General features: G+C 64.2%; 19 protein-coding genes and 1 pseudogene. 7 read left to right on the plus strand and 13 right to left on the minus strand.

Annotated features, from left to right (window positions below; genetic code table 11):
• Positions 1-501 precede the first annotated feature (501 nt).
• Positions 502-1,620, minus strand: coding sequence for a saccharopine dehydrogenase family protein (locus MIC97_RS10615; RefSeq protein ID WP_239799985.1), 1,119 nt, complete (start codon positions 1,618-1,620; stop codon positions 502-504).
• Positions 1,621-1,741: 121 nt separating this feature from the next.
• Between MIC97_RS10615 and MIC97_RS10620 the strand changes: the two genes are divergently transcribed.
• Positions 1,742-2,170, plus strand: coding sequence for an Lrp/AsnC family transcriptional regulator (locus MIC97_RS10620; RefSeq protein ID WP_183825555.1), 429 nt, complete (start codon positions 1,742-1,744; stop codon positions 2,168-2,170).
• Positions 2,171-2,309: 139 nt separating this feature from the next.
• Here the strand turns inward: MIC97_RS10620 and mnhG are convergent, their stop codons facing one another.
• From mnhG to MIC97_RS10650, 6 genes are read right to left on the minus strand one after another with little or no spacing between them, the layout of a single operon-like run.
• Positions 2,310-2,720 carry a monovalent cation/H(+) antiporter subunit G gene (gene mnhG / locus MIC97_RS10625; protein WP_239799986.1) on the minus strand — a complete coding sequence of 137 codons (411 nt, stop codon included), beginning with the start codon at positions 2,718-2,720 and terminating at the stop codon, positions 2,310-2,312.
• Positions 2,717-2,998 (minus strand): K+/H+ antiporter subunit F, encoded by a 282-nt coding sequence (locus MIC97_RS10630; RefSeq protein WP_239799987.1) that lies wholly within the window; start codon positions 2,996-2,998, stop codon positions 2,717-2,719. The genes mnhG and MIC97_RS10630 overlap by 4 nt, the downstream gene beginning before the upstream one ends.
• Positions 2,995-3,480, minus strand: coding sequence for a Na+/H+ antiporter subunit E (locus MIC97_RS10635; protein WP_239799988.1), 486 nt, complete (start codon positions 3,478-3,480; stop codon positions 2,995-2,997). Before MIC97_RS10635 ends, MIC97_RS10630 begins: the two co-directional genes overlap by 4 nt.
• Positions 3,477-5,099, minus strand: a complete 1,623-nt coding sequence (locus MIC97_RS10640) for a monovalent cation/H+ antiporter subunit D (RefSeq protein WP_183825567.1) — start codon at positions 5,097-5,099, stop codon at positions 3,477-3,479. Before MIC97_RS10640 ends, MIC97_RS10635 begins: the two co-directional genes overlap by 4 nt.
• Entirely contained in the window at positions 5,099-5,440 is a 342-nt protein-coding gene (locus MIC97_RS10645) for a Na+/H+ antiporter subunit C (protein ID WP_239799989.1), read from the minus strand. Before MIC97_RS10645 ends, MIC97_RS10640 begins: the two co-directional genes overlap by 1 nt.
• Positions 5,437-8,352, minus strand: a complete 2,916-nt coding sequence (locus MIC97_RS10650) for a monovalent cation/H+ antiporter subunit A (protein ID WP_239799990.1) — start codon at positions 8,350-8,352, stop codon at positions 5,437-5,439. The genes MIC97_RS10645 and MIC97_RS10650 overlap by 4 nt, the downstream gene beginning before the upstream one ends.
• A gap of 87 nt (positions 8,353-8,439) precedes the next feature.
• Between MIC97_RS10650 and MIC97_RS10655 the strand changes: the two genes are divergently transcribed.
• Positions 8,440-8,703, plus strand: a complete 264-nt coding sequence (locus MIC97_RS10655) for a helix-turn-helix domain-containing protein (RefSeq protein WP_239799991.1) — start codon at positions 8,440-8,442, stop codon at positions 8,701-8,703.
• 81 nt (positions 8,704-8,784) lie between these two features.
• On the opposite strand, the gene MIC97_RS10660 is transcribed toward MIC97_RS10655, so the two are convergent.
• Both MIC97_RS10660 and MIC97_RS10665 read right to left on the minus strand, forming a co-directional pair.
• Positions 8,785-10,155, minus strand: coding sequence for an aspartate aminotransferase family protein (locus MIC97_RS10660; protein WP_239799992.1), 1,371 nt, complete (start codon positions 10,153-10,155; stop codon positions 8,785-8,787).
• A gap of 192 nt (positions 10,156-10,347) precedes the next feature.
• Positions 10,348-11,784, minus strand: a complete 1,437-nt coding sequence (locus MIC97_RS10665; protein WP_239799993.1) for an NAD-dependent succinate-semialdehyde dehydrogenase — start codon at positions 11,782-11,784, stop codon at positions 10,348-10,350.
• Between the two features lie 212 nt (positions 11,785-11,996).
• On the opposite strand from MIC97_RS10665, the gene soxR reads away from it, so the two are divergent.
• The 3 genes from soxR (at position 11,997) to metH (ending at position 17,999) form a co-directional block, all read left to right on the plus strand.
• Positions 11,997-12,446, plus strand: a complete 450-nt coding sequence (soxR, locus tag MIC97_RS10670) for a redox-sensitive transcriptional activator SoxR (protein WP_239799994.1) — start codon at positions 11,997-11,999, stop codon at positions 12,444-12,446.
• 64 nt (positions 12,447-12,510) lie between these two features.
• On the plus strand, positions 12,511-13,935 hold the full coding sequence (locus MIC97_RS10675) for an MFS transporter (RefSeq protein WP_239799995.1): 1,425 nt from the start codon (positions 12,511-12,513) through the stop codon (positions 13,933-13,935).
• Positions 13,936-14,189: 254 nt separating this feature from the next.
• Positions 14,190-17,999 (plus strand): methionine synthase, encoded by a 3,810-nt coding sequence (metH, locus tag MIC97_RS10680; RefSeq protein WP_239799996.1) that lies wholly within the window; start codon positions 14,190-14,192, stop codon positions 17,997-17,999.
• Positions 18,000-18,111: 112 nt separating this feature from the next.
• On the opposite strand, the pseudogene MIC97_RS10685 reads toward metH, so the two are convergent.
• The 4 genes and pseudogenes from MIC97_RS10685 to MIC97_RS10700 form a co-directional block, all read right to left on the minus strand.
• Positions 18,112-18,870 (minus strand): annotated as a pseudogene (locus MIC97_RS10685) (IS5 family transposase).
• Between the two features lie 87 nt (positions 18,871-18,957).
• On the minus strand, positions 18,958-20,850 hold the full coding sequence (locus MIC97_RS10690) for a PAS domain-containing protein (protein ID WP_239799997.1): 1,893 nt from the start codon (positions 20,848-20,850) through the stop codon (positions 18,958-18,960).
• A 123-nt stretch (positions 20,851-20,973) separates the two neighbouring features.
• The gene (locus tag MIC97_RS10695) at positions 20,974-22,416 is read right to left on the minus strand and encodes a UdgX family uracil-DNA binding protein (RefSeq protein WP_239799998.1); all 1,443 of its coding nucleotides are present in this window, start codon (positions 22,414-22,416) and stop codon (positions 20,974-20,976) included.
• A gap of 27 nt (positions 22,417-22,443) precedes the next feature.
• A complete protein-coding gene (locus MIC97_RS10700; RefSeq protein WP_239799999.1) occupies positions 22,444-23,673 on the minus strand; it encodes a putative DNA modification/repair radical SAM protein in 1,230 nt (409 codons plus the stop codon).
• 185 nt (positions 23,674-23,858) lie between these two features.
• On the opposite strand from MIC97_RS10700, the gene MIC97_RS10705 reads away from it, so the two are divergent.
• Together MIC97_RS10705 and MIC97_RS10710 are read left to right on the plus strand one after the other, a co-directional pair.
• Positions 23,859-24,251, plus strand: coding sequence for a YkvA family protein (locus MIC97_RS10705; protein ID WP_239800000.1), 393 nt, complete (start codon positions 23,859-23,861; stop codon positions 24,249-24,251).
• 4 nt (positions 24,252-24,255) lie between these two features.
• Positions 24,256-25,908 carry an AarF/UbiB family protein gene (locus tag MIC97_RS10710; protein WP_239800001.1) on the plus strand — a complete coding sequence of 551 codons (1,653 nt, stop codon included), beginning with the start codon at positions 24,256-24,258 and terminating at the stop codon, positions 25,906-25,908.
• Positions 25,909-25,925 lie beyond the last annotated feature (17 nt).

Raw genomic sequence — 25,925 nt, forward strand, 5'->3', positions numbered from 1 at the left:
GTTTTCTACGACCCGCAGAAACGCTCCAGTTCGTTGTTTTCGCGCAGTTGCGACCGCAAGGCAGCTTCGCACCTCTGCTGGCACTGTCAGGGGCGCTTAAAAAGTCCGTCTGGCTTGCATATGCGCTATGGCCACCCGTCGGCGGTCCGGCGTTTCCGCGCAGACCGGCTCGCAGGATCAAGGCCGCCGAAACAGTGATGAGGGAGAAAACAGGGGCTGAAATAACAACACCCGCCGGGGGAGGAGGTCCGGCGGGTGTCGTATGAGAAGGCCAGCTATCGGGAGGAGGATAATGGCTGGCCTATATCCGCTGGGTCTGGGAGGAGGTAGGCCCCGCGGAATTCGATGATCAATAGATACAGGCAGCCCCCTTTCGGCGAAAGGCTCAATTTTGCATGGCTGCGTTGCGTTTTGTGCAATGCAACATAAACGCTGATGCATATACGCCCCCGCATCCGATTCGGAGCGGGGGCGCGGGGTTTTCCCTGCAGTCTGTGGCGATTACGCCGCCTTGCCCGTCAGGTTTTCAGCACCATGGTTCTCCGGCTGGGCGTAGGCACGGCCGAAACGGTTGGCGAGGAAGGTGTCGAGCGCGATGTCTTCCTGCCGCACGAAGCCCTGCTGCGGCAGGTCGCCGGAGGCCAGCATGTCGAGCACGGCGCAGATGCCGGAGGCCGTGGTGATCTGGATGGCGCTCAGCACCTTGCCGTTGATGCGGCGGCTGTAGACCTTGTTGGCATAGGTTTCCTGCAGCAGACGGCCATCCTTGCGGCCCGACACCGTCACGAAAACGATGACCACGTCCTGCGTGGTGGCCGGCAGGGCGCTTTCGAAGATGTCCTTCAGCACCTCGCGGCGGTGACGCAGGCCGAGATCGTTGAGCAGCGCCTTCATGATCGCCGCATGGCCGGGATAGCGGATGGTGCGGTAGTTCAGCGTGCGCACGTTGCCCTTCAGCGTCTCGCAAAGCGTGCCCAGCCCGCCCGATGTATTGAAGGCCTCATAGGTCACGCCGTCGAGCGAGAATTCCTCGCGCTCCTCCAGTGGCGGCACCTCGACCAGTTCGCCCTCGACGATCGCCTCGCACGGCTCGCAATATTCGTTGATGACGCCGTCCGTGCTCCAGGTCAGGTTGTAGTTCAGCGCATTGGACGGATATTGCGGCAGGGCGCCGACGCGCATGCGCACGCTGTCCAGTGTGTCGAAGCGGCTGGCAAGGTCGGCGGCGACGATGGAGATGAAGCCCGGAGCCAGCCCGCACTGGGGAATGAAGGTGCTTTTCGCCGTCTTCGCCAGTTCCTTCACGCGGCGGGTCGAAGCGACGTCCTCGGTGAGGTCGAGATAATGGACGCCGGCGGCAGCGGCCGCCTCGGCGATGCGCGTGGTGAGGCTGAAGGGCGCAGCGCTCAGCACGGCGAACTTGCCGTCCAGCGCCTTTTCCAGCTCGCCGGGCGCGGCGATATCCAGCTCCAGACCCGAAACGCCTTCCACCCGGTCCAGCCTTGCAAGCTGCTCTGCGGAACGGTCGACGATGGTGACCCGGTAGTCACCGGTCCCCGCCAGCATGCCTGCAATGGTGGAGCCGATCTTGCCCGCGCCGATGACGACGATTTCCTTCATGGCCAATCCCTCTGTTGGTGAAATCAGGGAGGAATCATCGCAACTTCCGCGTCGAAAGAAAGGATGCATTCAGGCAGATCGATGCTATATTTTCAGCAGTCTGATATGTGAGTTTGACGATATGCCGAAAAATACCGATCAGGAGCTTATCGCCCTTCTGCGCGAGAATGCGCGTGCGCCGACAGCGGAACTTGCCCGCAGGCTCGGTGTTTCGCGCACCACCGTGCAAAGCCGCATCGAACGGCTGGAAGCGCGCGGCGTCATCACCGGCTACGGGGTGCGGCTATCGCCGGACTATGAGAAGGGCCTGGTGCGCGCCCATGTGCTTTTGACCGTCACCCCGAAACTCTCCGACAAGGTGGTCCGGGACCTGAGGGCAAAGCCGGCGGTGCGTGCGCTGCATTCGGTGAGCGGCAGTTTCGACATGATCGTGGTGGTCGAGTCGCCCTCGATCAGCGATCTCGACACGCTTCTGGACGAGATCGGCGCGATGGAGGGGGTTGAGAGAACCCTGTCCTCGATCATCCTGTCGACGCGCATCGAGCGCTAACGCATGTCGCCCGAAAGCGGGAACCGGTTTCGGGACAATGACACGCGTGAAAACAGGGGGGCTTAAAGCATAAGAAGCGCATCGGAAAAATCGCGACACGCGTCCGGAGCCCTTTGAGCAGGGAACCCGCCGCGCGCGATCAGCCCTCTACCGTCCCGCCATTGTTGACGCCGCGCGCCACCACTTCCGACGAGCGCTCCGCAACGGCAGTAAAGGTCGGAACCTCGGGATTCTTCTCGGTGCGGTCGCGGAACAGCGCCGCGCGCGCCAGCAGCATCAGCGTCACCGGCGTCGTCACGGTGACGAACACCGCGATCAGCAGCTCGTGCAGCACCGGGCGGCTTTCGATCACCGAAAAGAACAGCATCGAAGCCAGCAATATGCCGCCCGTGCCCCATGTGGTGCCGAGCGTCGGCGAATGGACGCGCTTGTAGAAGCTGTCGAGACGCACCAGCCCGATCGTGCCGAGCAGCGTCAGGCCCGACCCCAGAAGCAGCAGGAAAGCGACGATGAGCGCCGCCCACAGCGGGAGTTCGGCGGCGTGGCTCATTCGATCACCTCCCCGCGCATGAGGAACTTCGCCAGCGCCGAGGTCGAGACGAAACCGAGCAGGGAGATCACCAGAGCCCCCTCGAAATAGAGCGTCGAGCCGGTGCGGATGCCGAAGGTGATCAGCAACAGCATGGCGCAGACATAGAGCGCGTCGAGGGCCAGCACCCTGTCCTGCGCGCGCGGTCCCTTGAACAGCCTCACGCCGCAGCACAGGGCCGCTGCCGCAAGGAAGAGCTGCGCCAGCGTGACGGACCAGAACAGAATGGTGACGCTCATTCGAAAATCTCCATCAGCAGCGCCTCGTAGCGGCCCTTGATCAGTTCGCTCCACGATTCCTCGCTGACCAGATCCAGCACATGGATCAGCAGAAGATCTTCAGTCGACCGGTATTCCACCCAGGCGGTGCCGGGCGTGCTGGTGATGATGCAGGCGAGGAAGGCGAGGCCGGTCGGATCGCGCATTTCCAGCGGGATAGCCACGAAGCCGGAGACGACCTCCAGCTTCCTGCCGCCGAGGTTGATGCGAGCTACCGCTATGTTGGAACGCAGGATGTCGACGAAGACGACGCCCATCAGCGTGGCGATGCTGCTCCAGCGGCGGATGCGCGGCTTGGACGGCTGCAGGGCCGACATGGTCGATGCCGCGACCAGCGCAATGACGGCTCCCAGCAGGAAATGTCCGGCCGTGAAACCGTTGAGCAGCAGCCACATGAACAGCAGCGAGACGGCCAGCAGCGGATAGGGAAGCAGGCGTGTCATCGGCCGGCCTCCATCTTCGGCGACGGTACCTGACGGGCCGAAAGCACGCCTTCGATATAGGCATCCGGCGAGTGCAGCGATTGCGAGGTGGCATCGACATAGGCCATCACCGGCCCGGCCTTGACCGTCATCACCACGCACAGCGCCAGAAGCAGCGCCACCGGCGCAAACTCCACCACCAGCACGCGCGGCACCACGCCCTCGATGGGCGGCGCCCAGAAGGTGCGGATGCCGACGCGCAGCATCGCCACCATGGCAAACAGGCCCGAGATGATGAGGACGGCGAAGAAGGCCCAGGCCATGCCGGAAATCGCGCCGTCATCGCCGGCCGACAGCGCCGCCGACAGCAGCGCGAACTTGCCGAGGAAGCCCGACAGCGGCGGCAGCCCGGACAGGAGCAGCCCGCACAGCACGAAGCAGATGCCGAGAATGGCAAGCGTTGCCGGCAGGGTTACGCCCACTTCCTCGTCGATCTCCTCTTCTTCCGGATCGTCGCCATAGGCCTCCATCGTCACCGCAAGAACGTTGGCGGCGGGGTCCTGCGAACGGTCGACCAGTTCGACCAGCAGGAACAGCGCGCCGATGGTGAGCGTGGAGGAGACCATATAGAACAGCGCTCCGGTGGTGACGCCGGCATCGGCCATGCCCACCGCCGCCAGCAGCGTGCCCGAGGAAACCAGAACGCTGTAGGAAACGAGGCGCGCCATGGCCTGCGAGGCCAGAACGCCGATGGTGCCGAAGGCCATCGTCACCAGACCGGCGACCAGCAGGCCGACGTCGCCGAAGCTGGCGGAATCGCCGGCGCGCGCGCCGAGCAGCAGCGGCGACAGGCGCAGCACCGCATAGACGCCGACCTTGGTCATGATCGAGAAGATCGCGGCAACGGGTGCCGCCGCCGCCGAATAGGCGCCGGGCAGCCAGAAGCACAGCGGCCAGATGCCGGCCTTGGTGAGGAAGGCGATGCCCAGAATGGCGGTTCCGGCCTCCAGAAGCGCCCTGTCCTGCGCCGGGACGGCCGGAATGCGCACGGCAAGGTCTGCCATGTTGAGCGTTCCGGTGACGCCATAGATGAGGCTGACGCCGATCAGGAACAGCATCGAGGCGGCGAGATTGACGGCGATGTAGTGCATGCCGAAACGCACCCGCGTCACACCCAGCCCATGCAGCATCAGCCCGTAGGATGCGGCCAGCAGAACCTCGAAGAAGACGAACAGATTGAACAGGTCGCCGGTGAGGAAGGCGCCGTTCAGGCCCATGAGCAGGAACTGGAACAGCGAATGGAAATGCGGGCCGGCCTTGTGCCAGCGCGCCAGCGAGAACACCAGCGCCGCAGTCGCCAGCAGGGCGGTCAGCAAAAGCATCATTGCCGAAAGCCGGTCAACCACCAGCACGATGCCGTAAGGTGCGGCCCAGTTGCCCAGCAGGTAGACGCTGGCCACCGAACCTTCGACATCAGCCTGAGCCACCAGAGTGCCGGCAATAAGAAGCAGGCCGAGCGTGGCCGCGATATTGACCAGCGACTTGAAGGTATGCCGCCTTTCGTCGAACAGGAGCAGGAATGCGCCTGTGACCAGCGGCAGGATGATGGGCGCTATATCGAGATGATTGGCCAGCTGCATCACGGCTCCCTGCCGTCGACATGGTCGCTTCCGGTCAAACCGCGGGCCACGAGCATCACCACCAGAAACAGCGCTGTGGTGGCGAAGCCGATGACGATGGCGGTCAGCACCAGCGCCTGCGGGACCGGGTCTGTATAGGCTGTCGGGTCAACCACGCCGCCCGTATCCAGCACCGGCGGCACGCCGCTGCGCAGCCGCCCCATGGAAAAGATGAACAGGTTGACGCCATAGGCGATCAGCGACAGGCCGACGATCACCTGATAGGTGCGCGGCCGCAGAAGCAGCCAGACGCCGGAGCCGACCAGAACGCCGATGGCGAGCGAGAGGGTCAGTTCGGTCATTGCACCTCCTGCTCGGCAAGGGTCGCCGTCTTCGCCACCCTGAGCTTGCGGATGGACTGGTGCGCCAGCGCGATCAGCATCAGGACCGTGGCGCCGAGAACCAGCGCGAAGACGCCGAGATCGAAGAACAGGGCCGTCGCGGCCGGTACTTTTCCGATCACGGGCAGGTCCACATATTGCGCGTGCGACGTCAGGAAGGGATAGCCCAGTGCCCAGGAGCCCATGCCTGTGGCGGCGGCGATCAGCAGCCCCCAGCCGATCCACTTGACCGGCAGCACTCTCAGCCGCTCCTCCACCCAGCGCGTTCCGGCAGCCAGATATTGCAGGATGAACGCCGAGGCCAGCGCAATGCCCGCCACGAAACCACCGCCCGGCAGATCATGTCCGCGCAGGAACAGATAGGCCGACAGAACGATGATGACCGGGAACATCCATTGCATGATGACGGAAGGCACATACAGATAGTCGCTGGCAATGGTGCCGGCGCCCGGCTTGGCGGCCGGATCATCCGCCGACTGTCTGCGCTGCTGGTCGGTCGAGCCGACACTCTCCGGTGCGGGGCGGAAGCGGCGCAGCAGCACGAAGACGGTGATGGCGACGATGCCGAGAACGGTGATCTCGCCGAACGTGTCGAAGCCGCGGAAATCGACGAGGATCACGTTGACGACATTGGTGCCGCCGCCCAGCGTATAGGCATTCTCCACGAAATAGTCGGCAATGGTCTGCGGCGGCCGGCGCGCCATCACCGCATAGGAGATGATCGCCATGCCGAGCCCGCAGGCAATCGCCATCGCAAAGTCGCGGTAGCGGCGCAGTTGCGCCCAGAACGCCTGCACCGGCGTCTCGACTTCCTGAAAACGCTGCGGCAGCCAGCGCAGGCCAAGCAGGATCAGCACCGTGGTGACGACTTCCACCAGAAGCTGGGTCAGCGCCAGATCGGGCGCGGAGAGCCACACGAAGGTGATGCAGGTGATCAGCCCTGCCCCGCTCAGCAGCATGAGAGCGACCAGACGGTGGAACTTCGCCTGATAGGCAGCCCCGATGGCGCAGGCCATTCCAAGCAGCCACAGCGCGGAGAAGACCAGATCGCTGCTGGCAGGCAGCTTGACATCCGGCAGCATCGGCCCCCGCCACAGCGACAGGATGCCGGCAATGAAGGCGATGACGACCAGCAGGCGAAGCTGAGGCTGCAGACGGCGGGTTCCGAGCCACCCTTCGAGGAAACGCGCCCAGCGCCAGGAAACCGTGACCATGACCTGCTCGAAGATGCGCTGGCCGTTGATCCGCCGGAAGAAGGGCGGCCCCTCTTCGCTGGTCGCCAGATAGGTGCGGATGACGAGGAACATCAGGACGCCGGCGACCAGCGCCACGATGCTCATCATCAGCGGCAGGTTGAAGCCGTGCCACACGGAAAGGCTGTAATAGGGCGTGGAATCGCCGAGCACCGAAACCACCGCGCTGTGCAGGTAGGGGCCGATGGTGCGCCCCGGAACGATGCCGACGATGAGGCAGATCAGCACCAGCAGGAGCACCGGCAGGCGCATGAAGAAGGGCGGTTCGTGCGGCTCATGCGGCAGGGGTTCGGGCGCCTTGCCGAAGAAGACGCTGTGAATGAAGCGGATCGAATAGGTGACGGCGAAGGTGCTGGCGATGACGGCGGCATAGGGCGCGATGGTGTCCAGCCACGAATCGGCATGATGCTCGATCGCCTCGGCGAAGAACATCTCCTTGGACAGGAAGCCGTTGAGCAGCGGCACGCCCGCCATCGCCGCGCTCGCCACCATGGCGAGCGTCGCCGTGATCGGCATGGCGCTGAGCAGCCCGCCGAGACGGCGCATGTCGCGCGTTCCCGTTTCATGATCGATGATGCCGGCGGCCATGAACAGCGATGCCTTGAAGGTGGCATGGTTCATCATGTGGAAGATCGCCGCGACCGCGCCCAGCGGACTTCCCAGGCTGAGCAGCATGGTGATGAGGCCGAGATGGCTGATCGTCGAATAGGCGAGCAGGCCCTTGATGTCCTGCTGGAAGATCGAGAAGAAGGCTCCCAGAACCAGCGTGATCATGCCGGCCAGACCGACGATGAAGAACCACTCATAGGTTCCCGCCAGCACCGGCCACATCCGTGTCATCAGGAAGACGCCGGCCTTGACCATGGTGGCCGAGTGCAGAAACGCCGAAACCGGCGTCGGCGCGGCCATGGCGTTCGGCAGCCAGAACTGGAACGGAAACTGCGCGCTCTTGGTGAAGGCGCCGAGCAGCACGAGGATCAGGATCGGCGTGTAGAGATCATGCTCGCGCAACAGATTTCCGGAGGCCAGCACCTCGTCCAGATCATAGCTGCCGACCACATGCCCGATCAGTAGCATGCCGGCCAGCAGCGCCAGCCCGCCGATGCCGGTGACGGTCAGCGACATGCGCGCCCCATCGCGCGCCGCCGGATTGTGATGCCAGTAGCCGATCAGCAGGAAGGAGAAGACGCTCGTCATCTCCCAGAAGATCACCAGCTGGATGAGGTTTCCGGACAGAACGACGCCCAGCATCGACCCCGCAAAGGCAAGGAAAAACATGTAGAAGCGCGGAATGGGATCTTCCGGCGACATGTAGTAGCGGGTGTAGATCACCACCAGGAAGCCGATGCCGGAAATCAGCATGGCGAACATCCAGGCAAAGCCGTCGAGACGGAAGACCAGCTCCAGTCCCAGCTCCGGCACCCAGCTGATTTCCTGACGAACCGCATTGCCCGCGGCGATGTCCGGATAAGACATCATCACCACGATGAAAATGACGAGCATCACACCGCCGGCCAGCCATGCTTCGGCATTGCGTGCATTGGACGGCAGCAGCGCGGCGACAGCGCTCGCCACGAACGGCAGCACAATCATCCAGATGAGAGACGCGCCGCCCAGCATGCGGTGATCCTTGGATAGAGTCGAGACGATATTGCCTGATTTCATCCATTATGGTTGAATCTACCGCCGTACTGCAAGGGCTGATCGATGCAAATATTTCCCGAACAGTGTCGGGCCGCGCGTGGCCTTCTGAACTGGACACAGGACCGGCTCGCCAGCGCTGCCGGCGTTTCGCGCAGCACGATCAAGGATTTTGAATGCCACCGCCACGCGCTTCAGCGCGGCTCCGAAGAGCTGGTCATCAGGGCGTTCACGCGCTGCGGCGTCGAGCTGCTGTTCGACACAGATGGTGCGGGCATCGGCGTGCGCATGGAAAAGGCAGGCAACCTGCCGGTCGCTGCAAGGCCCTGAAAAGGCAAACCGGCCGCCCTCTTTTCGAGGCGGCCGGCTTCCATAAGTCGCACGACGGGCAGGGCCCGTAATGAAGGGGGGTCAGCCCCTTACTTCAGGCAGCGAGGCGTCGAGAGCTTTTTTCACCGCCGCGACCATGTCGTCGACCTGGCTCTCGGTGATGATCAGCGGCGGGCAGAAGCCCAGCGTATCGCCCATGTTGCGCGAGATGACGCCGTTTTCCTGCAGATGGCCATTGACCAGCAGGCCGAGCGCGCCGGCGTTCTTCCACGGTGCCCTGGTGGCCTTGTCGGCCACCAGCTCGACTCCGGCGATCAGGCCGACGCCACGCACTTCGCCAACCAGTTCATGATCCGCCAGCTCGCGCAGGCGCTTCTGCATGTGGGCGCCGACCCGCTTTGCATTGCCGACCAGATCGTTCTCCTCGATGATCCTGAGGTTCTCGAGCGCGACAGCCGCCGGAACCGGATGGCCACCGGCGGTATAGCCATGGCCGAACGTGCCGATGCGGTTGCTCTCGTCGGCCAGCGGCTGGTAGACGCGATCGTTGATGAGCAGGGCGGAGATCGGCAGATAGGACGAGGACAGCTGCTTCGACATCACGAGGATGTCGGGCCTGATGCCGAAGGTCTCGCAGCCGAACATGCTGCCGGTGCGGCCGAAACCGCAGATGACCTCGTCGGCGACCAGCAGGATGTCGTATTTCGCCAGAACCGCCTGGATCTTCTCCCAGTAGGTGGCCGGCGGAACGACGACGCCGCCTGCGCCCATCACCGGCTCGCCGATGAAGGCGGCAACCGTATCCGGACCTTCCGCGAGGATGAGCTGTTCGAGCTCATCGGCGAGGCGGGTGGCGAAAGCCTCCTCGCTCTCGCCGGGCTGCGCATCGCGATAGTGATGCGGCGTGCCGGTGTGGATCACATTGGCGATCGGCAGGTCGAAGGAAATGTGGTTGTTGGGCAGGCCGGTCAGGCTGGCCGAGGCAATGGTGACGCCGTGATAGCCGCGCTTGCGCGAAATGATCTTCTTCTTCTGCGGCTGGCCCAGCGCATTGGAGCGATACCAGATCATCTTCATGGCCGTGTCGTTGGCTTCCGAGCCGGAGTTGGTGAAGAACACCTTGCTCATCGGCACGGGCGCGATCGACACCAGCTTCTCGGCCAGATCGATCACCGGCGCATGACTTTTGTGCGTGAAATTATGATAGAAAGGCAACTGTTTCATCTGCCGCGTGGCGGCATCGACGAGACGCTGTTCGGAGAAGCCGACCGCCACGCTCCACAGCCCCGCCATCGCTTCGATGTAACGCTTGCCCGATGCATCCTCGACATAGATGCCGTCGCCCTTTTCGATGACCAGCGGCCCGATTTCCTCATGCCTGCGGGCATTGGTGTAGGAATGCATGTGGTAGCTTATATCGCGGGCTTCGACTGAGTTCGGCTGGGCTGTCATGACGGCTCCTTGCATTCGGGTTCAGGCAGGCAGGCAGGGAAAAGCGCTGCCATTATGGTATTTGATGCATCATGTTTTCGGGCAGATGCATTGTCAATGTCAGTGCATTGGTCCACGCGGGGGACCGGCATCCCCGGCTTCACAACAGAAAAGGCCGGGACGAACCCGGCCTTCGATGCATGGTAAAGCGTCCTACACGCCGGACTGGCTGACGAATTTGGTCACGAGATAGGCTTCGAGCGCCTCGGTGCCGCCTTCCGAACCATAGCCGCTGTCCTTGATGCCGCCGAAGGGCACTTCCGGCAGCGCCAGGCCCAGATGATTTAGGGTCAGCATGCCGGTTTCCAGTTCCTGGCCGAGCGCGGTTGCCGTCTTTGCCGAGGAAGTGAAGGCATAGGCGGCAAGCCCGTAAGGCAGGCGGTTGGCCTCGGCGATGACGTCATCGAAACCGCTGAACGGTGCGACCAGCGCCACCGGCCCGAACGGCTCCTCGTTCATGATACGCATGTCGCTGGTCACGCCCGACAGCACGGTCGGCTCGTAGAAGCTGCCCTTGTTGCCGATGCGCTTGCCGCCGGTTTCCAGCTTCGCGCCCTGGCTGACCGCTTCGGAGATCAGCGTGTCGACCGCCTGCACCCGGCGCTCGTTGACCAGCGGGCCCATTTTCGTGCCCTCGGCCAGACCGTCGCCGACCTTGATGGATTTCACGCGGTCCACGAACTTGTCGAGAAATGGCTGATAGGCCTGCTCCTGAATGAGGAAGCGCGTGGGCGACACGCACACCTGCCCGGCATTGCGGAATTTCGATGCCGCCAGCAGGTCGGCCGCCCTGTCGAGATCGGCATCGTCGAACACGATGGCCGGCGCGTGACCGCCGAGCTCCATCGTCGCCCGCTTCATATGCTGTCCGGCGAGTGCGGCCAGATGCTTGCCGACCGGCACCGAGCCCGTGAACGAGACCTTGCGGATGACCGGATGCGGAACCAGATAGCCCGATATGTCGGGCGGGTTGCCGTAGACAAGGTTGAGCACGCCGTCCGGCAGGCCGGCATCCCTGAAGATATCGGCCAGGGCGGCCGGCGAGGCCGGCGTTTCCTCCGGCGGCTTGACGATGATGGAGCAGCCGGTGGCCAGCGCCGCGGCAATCTTGCGCACCGCCTGCGAGACAGGGAAGTTCCACGGCGTGAAGGCGGCAACCGGGCCGACCGGCTCCTTCACCACGAGCTGATAAATGCCTTCGGCGCGCGCCGGCACGACCCGGCCATAGGTGCGGCGGCCTTCCTCGGCGCACCAGTCGATGATGTCGGCGGAACCGTGGATCTCGGTCAGCGCTTCGGCCAGCGGCTTGCCCTGCTCCATCGTCAGAAGCCCGGCAATGCGCGGCGCGCGCTCGCGCATCAGGCGTGCGGCCTCGCGCAGCACCTTGCTGCGCTCGAAAGGCGAAACCTTGCGCCATGTGCGGAAACCACGCTCGGCAGCCGCAAGTGCCCGGTCGAGATCCGCCGGCGTGGCGCAGGCCACCGTGCCGATCACCTCACCCGTCGCCGGGTTGAGCACATCCATCGTCCTGCCGTCCGAAGCCGCGCTCCACGCGCCATCGATGAAGAGTTCTGTCTGCGGATACATCATGCCATCCCGTTCCATAGCCGGTGTCGAGGAATTGCGAAATCGAAGGCGACGCATCGGCTCGGAAGAGAGCTGACGCACGCTCCCGGCTGCTCTAGACGATCAAACCCGTCTATGGAAAGGGCTTTCGCCCGCGCATGTCGCCGCATGGAGTGCGGCTTGCATTGAGCGTTACGGCATACCATGATTACCTCATCAATAGTTGAGGTTTGATCATGCCCAAAAAGCCGGCCGCCGTTCTCACGGTGGGCGAGGTCGCGCGGCGCTCCGGCATAGCCGTCTCGACCGTGCATTTTTACGAAACCAAGGGTCTGATCGAGGGCTGGCGCACGCAGGGCAACCAGCGCCGCTATCATCGCGCGGTGCTGCGCCGCATCGCCATCATCCGCATCGCGCAGCGCGCCGGCATTCCGCTGGCGCGCATCCGCGAGGCGCTGACCGATCTGCCGCACGATCATGTGCCGAATGCCCGCGACTGGCAGAAGTTCACCGACGAGTGGCGCGGCATGCTCGACGACCGCATCACCCGCCTGCTCCAGCTTCGCGATCAGATCGCCAGTTGCATCGGCTGCGGCTGCCTGTCTCTGGAGGAGTGCCCGCTGCGCAACCCCGACGATGTGCTGGGCGACGAAGGGGCCGGACCCCGCCGGCTGAAGCTGCGATAAAGGCGCTTGACCTCAACCAAGGTTGAGGTCCTACAAGGCATGTCGACCAAAACAGGAGTCGACAATGCAGGATTCGATCGATACCGCCCTTTCGCCCCCGGCGCCGGCCGGCTGGGGTGATCTGTTTTCCGGCGGCAACGCCATGCCGATGCTGGTTCTGGCGGGCGGGGTGACGCTCTATTCCGTCAACATGTACATCGCCATCACCGTCATGCCTTCGGTGGTGCAGGAGATCGGCGGGCTCGACTTCTATGCCTGGACCATGACGCTGTTCGTGGTCGGCTCCATTCTGGGGGCAGCACTGGCGGCCAATCTCCTGCGCCAGTGGGGTCCGCGCGGTGCCTATTTCATCGCCTCGGTGCTGTTCGCCGCCGGCACGCTGACCTGCGCCATGGCGCCGACCATGTCGGTCATGCTCATCGGCCGTACGCTTCAGGGCCTCGGCGGTGGCTTCCTCTATGCGCTGGCCTATGCGCTGACCCGCATCGTGCTGCCAGAGCGGGTCTGGGGCCGGGCGATCGGGCTCATCTCGGCCGTGTTCGGCATCGCCACGCTGATCGGTCCGGCCATCGGCGGCATCTTTGCCGATGGCGGCTCGTGGCGCACTGCCTTCTGGTCGCTGATGCCCTTCGCCGTCGGCTTCGCGCTGCTGGCGCTGTTCGCCTTCCCGCGCCATAGCAGCGACAGGAACGAGCGCGCGCCCGTGCCGGTGCTCCAGCTCATCCTGCTGACGCTGGCGGTTCTGGCGGTTTCGGCAGGCGGCCTCTCCAGCGAAACGCAATGGGCCGCGGCAAGCCTGATCGGCGCGCTCGTGCTGATCGTGCTGATCGCGCGCACCGACGCGATCGCCGGCGCCCGCCTGCTGCCGCGCCGCTCGTTCCGCTTCTCCTCGGCGCTCGCGCCCCTCTATCTCAGCGTGGCGCTGCTGATGCTGTCCATGCAGCCGGAGATCTACGTTCCCTACATGCTCCAGCAGCTTCATGCGCAGACGCCGCTGTGGGCCGGCTATCTGGCTGCCATGATGTCGATGGGCTGGACGCTGGGCTCGCTGCTCTCCGCCCGCCGCCAGTCCGGCGGCAAGGGCATGCTGACGATTGGCCCCGCGCTCACCTTCATCGGGCTGGTCATCCTCGCCATCTGCCTGCCGGTTCAGGGCAACGGATCCTGGATGTGGCTTGGCCCGATCTGCCTCGCGCTGATCCTCGTGGGCCTCGGCATCGGCATCGCCTGGCCGAACCTCGTCACCGAGGTCTATCGCAGCGCCCCGGCCGACGAGCAGGATCTGGCGACCGGCGGCATGACCACGGTGCAGCTCTTCGCCATCGCCATGGGCACGGCGCTGGCCGGAATGATCTCCAACACCGCCGGCATCGGCACGCCGGGCGGCGTCGAGGGAGCGGCGTCCGCAGCCTTCTGGGTCTGCGCCCTGTTCGCACTGGCGCCCGCGATCGGCGTGCTCGTGGCCGCACATATTCAGGGTCGCTCCTGACCCTGAAGCACGGAGCCTCGCGCCAAAGCCTGCGCCCTTTCCCCGTCATTTTACCCGGGGCGGCCAGCGCTTCGGCCCGGGCAGGTGTCGCTCCCCTGCCCCTTCCTGCCCCTCGGGCACCGTGCCACCCATCCCGTCACCAGGCGTGACGGGATGGGTTTTTCATTTCCCGAACAGCAGGGCGCTCGCAATTGTATATGTTGACATAAAGATATCTTTATGCGATTTCGCATGCTTCACATCGGGACCGGGATATGTCGCAGAATTCGCAAACGCTGGACGGCCTGTTCGGACCTGTCGGCCGCAAGGCTGACGGATCGGAAATCCTTGCCGCTCTGAAGGCCGCGGCGCGTGAGCGCATTCTCGTTCTCGACGGTGCCATGGGCACCCAGATTCAGGGCCTCGGCTTCGATGAGGATCATTTCCGCGGCGACCGCTTCACCGGCTGTGCCTGTCACCAGCAGGGCAACAACGACCTGCTCATCCTTTCCCAGCCGAAGGCCATCGAAGATATCCATTACGCCTACGCCAAAGCAGGCGCCGACATCGTCGAAACCAACACCTTCTCCTCCACCTCGATCGCGCAGGGCGACTACGGCATGGAGGAGATGGTCTATGAGCTGAACCGCGACGGCGCCCGTCTTGCCCGCCGCGCCATGATCCGCGCCGAACAGGAAGATGGCCGCCGCCGCTTCGTCGCCGGCGCGCTGGGACCCACCAACCGCACCGCCTCGCTCTCGCCCGACGTCAACAATCCCGGATACCGCGCCGTCACCTTCGACGATTTGCGCATCGCCTATGGCGAGCAGTTGCGCGGCCTGATCGACGGCGGCATCGATATTGTCCTGATCGAGACCATCTTCGATACGCTGAACGCCAAGGCGGCGATCTTCGCGGCGGAAGAAATCTTCGTTGAGAAGGGCATTCACCTGCCGGTGATGATCTCCGGCACCATCACCGACCTTTCGGGCCGCACCCTTTCCGGCCAGACGCCGACAGCCTTCTGGCACTCCATACGCCACGCCAAACCGTTCACCGTGGGCCTCAACTGCGCGCTGGGCGCAGCCGCCATGCGCCCGCATCTGGCCGAACTGTCCGTCGTCGCCGATACCTTCACCTGCGCCTACCCCAATGCCGGCCTGCCCAACGCTTTCGGCCAGTATGACGAATCGCCGGAATTCATGGCGAAGCAGGTCGAGGACTTCGCACGCGAGGGGCTGGTCAATGTGGTGGGCGGCTGCTGCGGCTCGACGCCCGAGCACATTGCCGCGATCGCCGAGGCGGTTTCACGGCACAAGCCGCGCACCGTCCCGAATGTGAAGCCGCTGATGCGGCTGTCGGGTCTCGAACCCTTTACGCTCACCAAGGACATTCCCTTCGTCAATGTCGGCGAGCGCACCAACATCACCGGCTCGGCCCGTTTCCGCAAGCTGATCACCTCAGGTGACTATGCCGCTGCCCTCGACGTCGCCCGCGATCAGGTCGCCAATGGCGCGCAGGTCATCGACATCAACATGGACGAGGGCCTGATCGATTCGAAGAAGGCGATGGTCGAGTATCTCAACCTGATCGCCGCCGAGCCCGACATCGCCCGCGTTCCGGTGATGATCGACAGCTCCAAATGGGAGGTGATCGAGGCCGGGCTGAAATGCGTGCAGGGCAAGCCGATCGTCAACTCGATCTCCATGAAGGAAGGCGAAGAGGCGTTCCTGCATCACGCGAATCTGTGCCGCATGTATGGCGCGGCTGTCGTCGTCATGGCCTTCGACGAGGTGGGTCAGGCCGACACGCAGGCGCGCAAGGTTGAAATCTGCACGCGCGCCTACAAGCTGCTGACGGAAAAGGCCGGGCTCGCGCCCGAGGACATCATCTTCGATCCCAACGTGTTCGCCGTCGCCACCGGCATCGAGGAGCACGACAATTACGGCGTCGACTTCATCGAGGCGACACGCCAGATCACGTCCACCCTGCCGCATGTTCATATATCCGGCGGCGTCTCCAACCTGTCCTTCTCCTTCCGCGGCAACGAGCCGGTGCGCGAGGCGATGCATGCCGTGTTCCTCTACCACGCCATTCAGGCGGGCATGGACATGGGCATCGTCAATGCCGGGCAGCTTGCGGTCTATGACACGATCGACCCGGAATTGCGCGAAGCCTGCGAAGACGTGGTGCTCAACCGCCAGCCGCAGGCGGGCGGTTCTGCCACGGAGCGCCTGCTGGAGCTTGCCGAGCGCTTCAAGGGCACCGGCGCCAGGGAAGCCAAGGAACGCGACCTGAAATGGCGCGAATGGCCGGTGGAAAAGCGGCTCGAACATGCGCTGGTGAACGGCATAACCGAATTCGTCGAGGCCGACACGGAAGAGGCGCGGCTTGCTGCGGAGCGTCCGCTGCATGTCATCGAAGGTCCGCTGATGGCCGGCATGAACGTGGTCGGCGACCTGTTCGGCGCGGGCAAGATGTTCCTGCCGCAGGTGGTCAAGTCTGCGCGCGTCATGAAGCAGGCGGTGGCTGTCCTGCTGCCCTACATGGAAGCCGAGAAGCTCGCCAATGCCGAGAACGGGATTGACGGCGGCGAACGCGAAAGTGCCGGCAAGATCCTGATGGCGACCGTCAAGGGCGACGTCCACGACATCGGCAAGAACATTGTCGGCGTGGTCCTTGCCTGCAACAATTACGAGATCATCGACCTCGGCGTCATGGTGCCCGCGGCGAAGATCCTCGAAACGGCCCGGGCGGAAAAGGTCGACATCATCGGTCTGTCCGGCCTGATCACGCCTTCGCTCGATGAGATGGTGCATGTGGCAGCGGAGATGGAGCGCGAAGGCTTCGACATTCCGCTGCTGATCGGCGGGGCCACCACCAGCCGCGTGCACACGGCGGTGAAGATCCATCCGCGCTACGAACGCGGACAGGCCGTCTATGTCACGGATGCCAGCCGGGCGGTTGGCGTCGTCTCCAGCCTGTTGTCGCAGGATCTCAAGCCCGGCTATGTCGATGCCCTGCGCGCCGAATACCGCAAGGTCACGGATGCGCATGAACGCTCCGAGCGCGAGAAGCAGCGCCTGCCGCTGGCGAAGGCGCGCGCCAATCTCCATCGCATCGACTGGGCGACCTATGAGCCGCCAAAACCCTCCTTCACCGGCATTCGCGTGTTCGAGACATGGGATCTGGCCGAACTGGCGCGCTACATCGACTGGACCCCTTTCTTCCAGACATGGGAGCTGAAGGGCCGCTACCCGAAAATCCTCGAAGACGAAAAGCAGGGGGCCGTTGCGCGCCAGCTGTTCGAGGACGCGCAGGCCATGCTGAAGAAGATCATCGACGAAAAATGGTTCGCACCGAAAGCCGTCATCGGTTTCTGGCCCGCCAACGCCGTCGGCGACGACATTCGCCTGTTCACCGACGAGAGCCGCAGCCAGGAACTGGCCACCTTCTTCACGCTGCGCCAGCAATTGCCGAGACGCGACGGCAAGGCGAACCTCGCCCTGTCCGATTTCGTAGCGCCTGTGGAGAGCGGCAAGGCGGACTGGCTGGGCGGTTTCGTGGTGACGGCCGGCATCGAGGAAGTGGCGATTGCCGAGCGCTTCGAGCGCGCCAATGACGACTACTCCTCGATCCTCGTCAAGGCGCTCGCCGACCGCTTTGCCGAAGCCTTTGCCGAGCGCATGCATGAGAAGGTGCGGCAGGAGTTCTGGGGCTATGCTCCCGACGAGAACCTGTCGCCCGACGACCTCATCGGCGAGCCCTATCAGGGCATCCGTCCCGCACCGGGCTATCCCGCCCAGCCCGACCATACGGAAAAGGTAACGCTTTTCCGGCTGCTCGACGCGGAAAAGCAGGCCGGCGTCAGCCTCACCGAAGGCATGGCGATGTGGCCGGGCTCCTCCGTTTCCGGCCTCTATTTCTCGCACCCGGAAAGCTTCTATTTCGGCGTTGCCAAGGTCGAGCGCGATCAGGTCGAGGACTACGCGCAGCGCAAGGACATGAGCGTCGAGGACGCCGAGCGCTGGCTCGGACCCATCCTTAACTACATCCCCGGCCCGAAGGTCGAAGCGGCGGAGTAGAGCATTCCCAGCAAAGGTGCGAAGCAGCTTTGCATCCGGGAATGCGGCAAAACAAATGGATAGAGCGTTTTTGACGATTCCATCAAAACAGGCATCGCTCTAAGGTTCGGACTCAATCAGTCCACCATATGATTGTTGCAGCGAGAGTGACGGCCGATAGGAAGTTTCTGGCAAGCTTGTCGTATCGTGTCGCGATGCGTCTCCAGTCCTTCAGCCGGCAGAACATGCGTTCGACGAGGTTTCTGCGTTTGTAGAGCACGATGTCGAAAGGATGATGGCGCTTACGGGTCGGGTTGTTGGGAATGACCGGCACTGTAGCGCGCTCGATCATGAACTGACGCAAGCCATTGGCATCATATGCCGTATCGGCGGCTCAGACCTTTGGTGGCGCCAGCGGGCCGGGCAGGGCGGCGGCCACGCGGACATCGCCGCGTTGGCCGGGCGTCACTTCGAACGCGATGGCCCTGCCGGCGCCGTCACAGACCGCATGGATCTTGGTCATTCTGCCACCGCGCGAGCGGCCGATCGCCTGCGCATCCGCCCCCCCTTTTCCACCTGCGGCCGAACGGTGTGCCTTGGCGGTCGTGGAAGCGATGGCCTGAAAGTCCTCATCGGGCGACACCGAGCGCAAGGCTTCAAAGAGCTTCTGCCAGACCTTGCGCCGAGACCATCGGTTCCAGCGATTGTAGACGGTGGTATAGGGGCCGTAGACAGGCGGGCAGTCGCGCCAGCGGCAGCCCGAACGCAGAACGTGAACAATGCCAGAGATTACCCGACGGTCATCAACCCGCCGAGCGCCCGGCTGGTTCCTTGGAAGGCAGGGCTCTATCGCCGCCCACTGCTTGTCGCTCAACCAGAACTCGTTGGCCATATCATGCCCTCCTTTGTCAGGAGAAAATCATATTCCAACGCCTAATCAAAGCAATGATTGAGTACGGACCTTAGAAGCCGCTCTTCCTCACGCCGTCCGGTCCAGCATGTGGAGCGGGAACTCGATCTCGACGCGAACACCGTCCGGCTCCCAGTGGCGGCGGAAGCTGCCGCGCAGCTGTGCCTCGACCGACAATGTCAGCAGCCTTGTGCCAAAACCGGCATGGTCCGGCGCTTCCGCGCGCACCATGCCGCCACGCTCCGCCCATTCGATGGAGACGCTCTCCGGCGTACGGCTGAACCGCACGCGAATGTTGCCCCCTGGCGTTGAGAGCGCGCCATATTTGGCGGAATTGGTCGCCAGTTCGTGAAAGACCAGCGCGAGAGGCGTCGCGGCCCCGGCATCGATGCGCGCATCCGGGCCTTCTATAGAGATGCGCTGGCCGTTTTCGTCATCGTAAGGCTTCAACAGCCGCTGCAGCAATTTCTGGAAGGAATGAGAAACACGCTGCGCGGTGCGCGCACGGTCGTCCGGCCGGATGAAGTCATGTGCATCGTTGAGCGCCAGCAGCCGCCCGCGCAGTTCCTCCGCGAACTCCTTCATGTCCGGCCGCTCGCGCATCGACAGGCCGATCATGCCGCCGACAATGGAAAAGATGTTCTTGATGCGGTGGTTGAGTTCGCGGGCGATCAGATCGCGCTGCTCCACCCCCATGCGGGATTCATGAATGTCCGTGGCGGTGCCGAACCAGCGTTTGAGCCGGCCTCTGCCGTCGCGCTGCGGCAGCGCCATCACCCGCATCCAGCGATATTCGCCGCTCTGGCTGCGGAACCGGTATTCGATGTCATAGACATCGCCGCTCGTCAGGCAGCGCCGCCAGACTTCCATCACCCGGTCCTGGTCATCGGGATGCAGAAGGTCGACCCAGTTCTCGGTGTTCAGGGCTTCTTCTTCGGGAATGCCGGTAAACTCGAACCAGCGCTTGCTGAAATAGTCGTGAACACCTTCCGCCGTGGCGCTCCACACGATCTGCGGCAGCGTGTCGGTCAGCGTATCGAACCGGAATTCGCTTTCGGCGAGCGCGGCGGCGGTCTCCATCTGCTCCGTGACGTCGAGAACGACGCCGATCATGTGCGTTTCGAGCCCGCATGTCCCTTTGGTCAGGCGTCCCGAGGCCATCACCCATCGCACCTTGCCGCAAGGCGAGACCACGCGATACTGGCACCGGAACTCCCGCTTCAGCTCGATCGCCTCATACAGCGTCTCCAGAACGGCGTGCCTGTCCTCGGCATGGATGGCCGATGTCATCCTTTCCTTTTCGACCCCCGCCACGGCAACTTCCGGTTCCACCCCGTAGATGAGCGCAAATCCCTGATCTCCGGTACAGGACAGGGTCGCGACATCGAGATCCCAGATGCCGACCAGCCCGGACGCCGAGATCGCAATGCTCAGGCGTTCGTCGGCGCGGCGTCTGGCCCGCAGGGCCGTAACCCGCTCCGTGGTTTCGAAGGAGTGCAGCAACACTCCGCAAGGCATGCCGAATTCGTCACGGATCGGCGAGAAATCCAGATTGAACCATGCGGTTTCAAGATTGCCATTGCGCCGCAGTTTCAGCGGCTGATCCTTGTAGCTGTGCGACTTGCCGCAATAGCAATCATCGATCGTGCGTCTGTAGAAATCGGCGGCTTCGGTGAGCACTTCCGTGATCGGCCTGCCGATCGACCCCAGATAGGTATCGCCGAAAATCTCGCTGACCGTATCATTGTAGAGAACCAGCCCGTCGCGTCCGATCAGGATAGACATCGGCGCCGATGCACCCAGAACGGTGCGGGCCATGACGCGCAACGCCATGGGCCAGTCATCCATGGCGCCGGCGGCTGTCTTCGACCAGTCGAAAGCAAGGGCTTCGCCCAGCATCCGGTTTGCAACGATTCCCGCGGGCAATTGCTTGCCGAAAGAGGTGGTCAATGAAGCCGGCATCGGGAGCCTCCTGCGATTGCCTGCTCAGACCCCGTTGGTCACTATTTGTTTCAGCCGGGCCTTTATCCGCGAGGAAAACAGTTTCTCCACCTCTGTGCAAGCCGGAATGGGGTTTGTAACGGTTCAACCAGTGGTTTTGGAAGCAATGGTTGCCAGATCGTTGCGAAATTGCGTCATCTCCCCGGCGGCGCGAACCGGATCCGGAATGCGCAGCAGATAGGAGGGGTGGACCGTTACGAACAGGGACCGGCCACTGCCGAACGGCAGCAGCCTGCCGCGCACATCGCCCAGCCGCTGCTTGCGGCCGGTCAGCGCGCCGAGCGCGGTCGCTCCCATCGCAACCACGAGGCGAGGCTTCACGGCCTCGATCTCCTGCTCCAGCCACCAGCGGCAACGCTCGACTTCGCCGGCATTGGGCGTGCGGTGGATACGGCGCTTGCCACGCGGCTCGAACTTGAAATGCTTCACCGCATTGGTGACATAGGCCCTTCCCCGATCGATGCCCACTTCCCCCAGCGTCCTGTCGAACAATTGCCCTGCGGGGCCGACGAAAGGCCTGCCGGAAAGGTCCTCCCGGTCGCCCGGCTGCTCGCCCACGAACATCAGGTCGGCCGCGTCCGGCCCTTCGCCGAACACGGTCTGCGTGGCATGGCAGTGCAGGGGGCAGCGGGTGCAGGCGCTGGCCTGCCGGCGCAGGACCGCCAGCGGCGTGGCAGGCGTGGCGGCTTGCCGCGCCTCATGCAGGGACTGAACCCGGGCATGAAAGGCCGGCGGCGCAAGCGCCTCCTGCCGGGCCATGTCCGCCACGCGCGCCTGCGCGCTGGCGACCAGCTCCGGAATCAGGGCGGCTTCGGGCAGGTTCTTCCAGTATTTCTTCGGCATCTCGGCCTGCATCGCCTTCACCTTCACCCGGGCCGGATTGAAGATCGAGGCATAATAGGTCAGCCACAGCGCATCGGCCGGATCGGCAAGGTCGGGCTTTGCCGCCGGCTCGTCCGACACCCGCAACCTGCCGGCCTCGAAGGTCGCGGACCCTTTCGGCGTGAGGATCGTCCAGTCCATGTCGGCAAAGCGCGCCGCGAAGAAGGGCGCGATGCGCGCAACGATGAAATGATCCGGCTCGAACCAGGCCGCAAACCGCCGCCGGCCGCCCTCGCCCGGATGCGCAAGCTCGCGGAAGCGCACGAAGGCCGTCATCTTGTGGCAGGCGCGCCGCACGGATTTCGCCAGCCTTAACGCCTGCACCACATCTTCATCGGAAGCCACGGACAGAAGATGCCGTTCGCCCTGCAGCCGGTGGAGCAGGCGGTAGAGCAGCGCGAAAGATCCCGGATCGCTGTGGCAGACGATGGCTTCGGCCAGTTCCGGAAAGGACGCGGGCACCACGGGCCGCGGCATGGCCGGCGTCGCCACGGGCAAAGCCCGATCCGGAGCGGCAAACAGCCCGCCCTCGCCTTCGAGGCACCAGTCCACCTCATGAGGCGCGATGCCCGCCTGCAGCAGCCTGCGCGCCGCGTCGCGCCATTCACCAAAATTGCCCCTGCGGGAAAGGCAGATCCTGTACATCACAACCTCGACATCACAGGCCCGGCATCACAGCAGCGACATCTGCATGGGCGGCGGCTCGAACAGCGCGCGCAGATCCTGCCGGTCGATGAGCCGCAGCGGCGTCCACCCTTCGGCAACGATGAACGGCCTGACCTTGCGCAGCGACACCTTCAGCCGGCCGAGATCTTCAAGCCGCACACGGCGATGGCGGCGCGCGGCAATGAGCGCATCCACCGTGCGCACCCCGAACCCCGGCACCCTCAGCAGCATTTCCCGCCCCGCCCGGTTGACGTCGACCGGGAAGCGATCGCGATGCGCCAGCGCCCAGGCGAGCTTCGGATCGATGTCGAGATCGAGCATGCCGTCGCTCCTCGCCGCGGTGATCTCGGCCACCTCGAAACCGTAGAAGCGATAGAGCCAGTCGGCCTGATAGAGCCGGTGCTCGCGCATCAAAGGCGGCTTCTTGGGCGGCAGGCGCGACGAGGCGTCGGGGATCGGGCTGAACGCCGAGTAATAGACCCGCTTCAGCCCGTAGCTGCCGTAAAGGCCGGCACTGCTGGCGAGAATGGTGGAATCGTCGGCGCCATCGGCACCGACGATCATCTGCGTCGACTGTCCCGCCGGCGCGAATTTCCGGCGCGGGCGGCCGCCCAGCGTCCGGTCTGCGGCATCCTCGATGCCAAGGCGCACATCCGCCATGGCGCGGCGAATGACGGCGGTCTGCTTTTCCGGCGCAAGCTCGGTCATGCCGGTTTCCGTCGGCAGCTCGATATTGATGGAAAGCCGGTCGGCATAGAGCCCCGCCTCCTCGACAAGGACCGGCGACGCCTCGGGAATCGTCTTGAGGTGAATGTAGCCGTTGAAATTGTGAACCGTGCGCAGGTCACGCGCCACGCACACCATCTGCTCCATCGTATGGTCGGAAGAGCGGATGATGCCGGAGGACAGGAACAGGCCTTCGATATAGTTGCGCCGGTAGAACTCCAGCGTCAGCCACACCACCTCCTGCGGCGTGAAGCGCGCCCGCTCGACATTACTGGACGAGCGGTTGATGCAATAGGCGCAGTCGTAGATGCAGAAATTGGTCAGCAGGATCTTGAGCAGCGAGATGCAGCGCCCGTCCGGCGCATAGGCGTGGCATATGCCCGAGCCTCCGGCCGATCCCAGCCCGCCCGCCCGAGAATCCCGGCGCTGGCCGCCGGACGATGCGCAGGAGGCGTCATATTTGGCGGCGTCGGAAAGAATGGCGAGACGTTGCTGCAGCGTTCTCTTCATGATTTTGTTCACTATATGTTCCATATCGGTCCCGTCAAGGCCGACTGCGGAAAACAGGCCGGGCCGATGTCGGGATTCCGTTTCCAGATAGGGCTGTCCGTGGCGCCGGCAAGACCGCGCTGCAAAACCTTGAGCATCGCGTGAAGACGCCTATCTTATTCCGTCTCGGCTTGGAGGGTTTCTGATTGGCTGTTTTCGGCATTCTCAAGCGGCGCTTTCTTGCATTCCGCCGCGACGCCGTGGTGCTCTGGTATGCGTTTCGCGATCCGCGCACGCCACGCTGGCTGCGGTTCGCCAGCCTTGCCACGGGATTGTACCTGCTCAATCCGATCGACCTGATCCCCTTCACCATCCCGCTGCTCGGCGTCGTCGACGATCTGATCATCGTGCCGGCGGCTGTCGGCTTCATATCGAAGCGGCTTCCGGCCGCAGTCCATCAGGAAGCCGGCGAAAAAGCCGACCGCTGGATCGCGCGCTGGTTCAAACGTCCGCTGCTGGCGGCGGCGGTCATTCTGGGCATTCTCGTCGTCATCTGGGCGGTTCTGCTCTACCTCATCTATCGCTGGCTTGCGGGGTAGCGCGATGACCGTTCTCGAAACCACCTTCGCCGCCGCCCGCGACCACAAACGCATCGCCGAGATCGCCACCGTTCTGGTGCGCTTCGGCGTCGACGACATCGCCATCAGACTTGGCCTCGGCGGCCTCCTGCCGAAACGGCGCACGCGCAGATCGCATGCGGACTCCGAAAGTCTGTCGCAGCCGGAGCGGCTGCGGCTTGCCATCGAATCGCTCGGGCCGACCTTCATCAAGCTCGGACAGATCCTGTCGACACGCGCAGATCTTCTGTCGCCGGAGTGGATCACCGAGCTGGAGAAGCTGCAAAGCCAGGTCGCGCCCGAGCCGTGGAAGGCGATCCGGGCGCAGGTGGAGGAAGACCTCGGCGCACCGCCCGACACCGTCTTCCTGAGCTTCTCACACACGGCGCTCGCCGCCGGCTCCATCGCGCAGGTCCACCGCGCCACGCTGCAGGACGGCACCGATGTCGTCGTCAAGGTGCGGCGGGCGGGGCTGCGGCCACTCGTCGAGGCCGATCTCAGATTGCTGTCGCATGCGGCGGGGCTGGTCGAGGCGCAATGGCCGGAATTCGCCCGCTACCGGCCGCGCGAAATCCTTCACCATCTGGGCACGGCGATGGGCGAGGAACTCGACCTCGCCGCTGAGGGCCGCAATTGCGAAGCCGTGGCGCAGAACCTCCAGCCCATGGGGCGCATAAAGATCCCGCGCATCTTCTCCGAATGGAGTTCCGAGCGGCTTCTGGTGCAGGAATATATCGACGGCATCGTTCCGAACGACCATGCAGCGCTGGAGGCCGCCGGACTGGACGGGCGCGAGCTTGCCCGGACCGGCACCGCCGCCTTCCTGCGCATGGCGCTTGTCGACGGCCTGTTCCACGCCGATCCGCACCCCGGCAATCTGCGCGCCCTGCCCGGAAACCGCGTCGCGTTCATCGATTTCGGCATGGTCGGCCGGTTGGGCACGCGCCGTCGCGAACAGTTGCTGATTCTGGTGGCGGCCATCGTGGAAACCAGCGGCGAGCGGGTTGCCGCCCTTCTCATGGAATGGTCGGGGGCGGCCGACATCGACCTGCCGCGGCTGGAGGCCGCCTGCGACACCTTCGTCGCCCGCCATGGCGTGCCGCCGCTGCGGCTGGGCGAGGCGATCACCGATTTCATGGCGCTGGCGCGCGAGCACGACCTTGCCCTGCCCGCTGACCTTGCGTTGCTGTTCAAGGCGCTGATCACCGCCGACGGCGTGATGCGCAGCCTCGACCCCGATTTCGACGCGCTGGCGGTCGCCGGCCCGATCGTCCAGGAAGAGATGATCCGTCGCTACAGGCCGGGCGCCCTCATGGGCAAGGGGAAGTCGCTGGCGCTTGATTTCGCCGGACTGGCCGCGGAAGCGCCCTCGCTGCTGCGACTGCTGGCGCTGCGCCTGCGGCAGGGCCGGATCGCGGCCGAAGTGGAGCTGAAGGGTCTCGACCGGATCGGTGCCGACATTCGCTGGGCCGCCACGCGCATCGCGGTTGCCATCGTCACCGCAGCCTTCGCGCTGGGTCTTGCGCCGCGCCTGCTGGATTTCGGCCCGGCCCTGTTCGGCATCCCGGTTACGGCACTGCTTGGAATAGCCGTCATTCTCGGCGGACTGGCGTGGCTTCTGGTTCCGCGCCGCCGCTGATTTTTGTTTCAGGCCAA

Origin of the sequence: Aquamicrobium sp. NLF2-7 (assembly GCF_022359935.1) — a bacterium.
GTDB lineage: Bacteria > Pseudomonadota > Alphaproteobacteria > Rhizobiales > Rhizobiaceae > Mesorhizobium > Mesorhizobium lusatiense.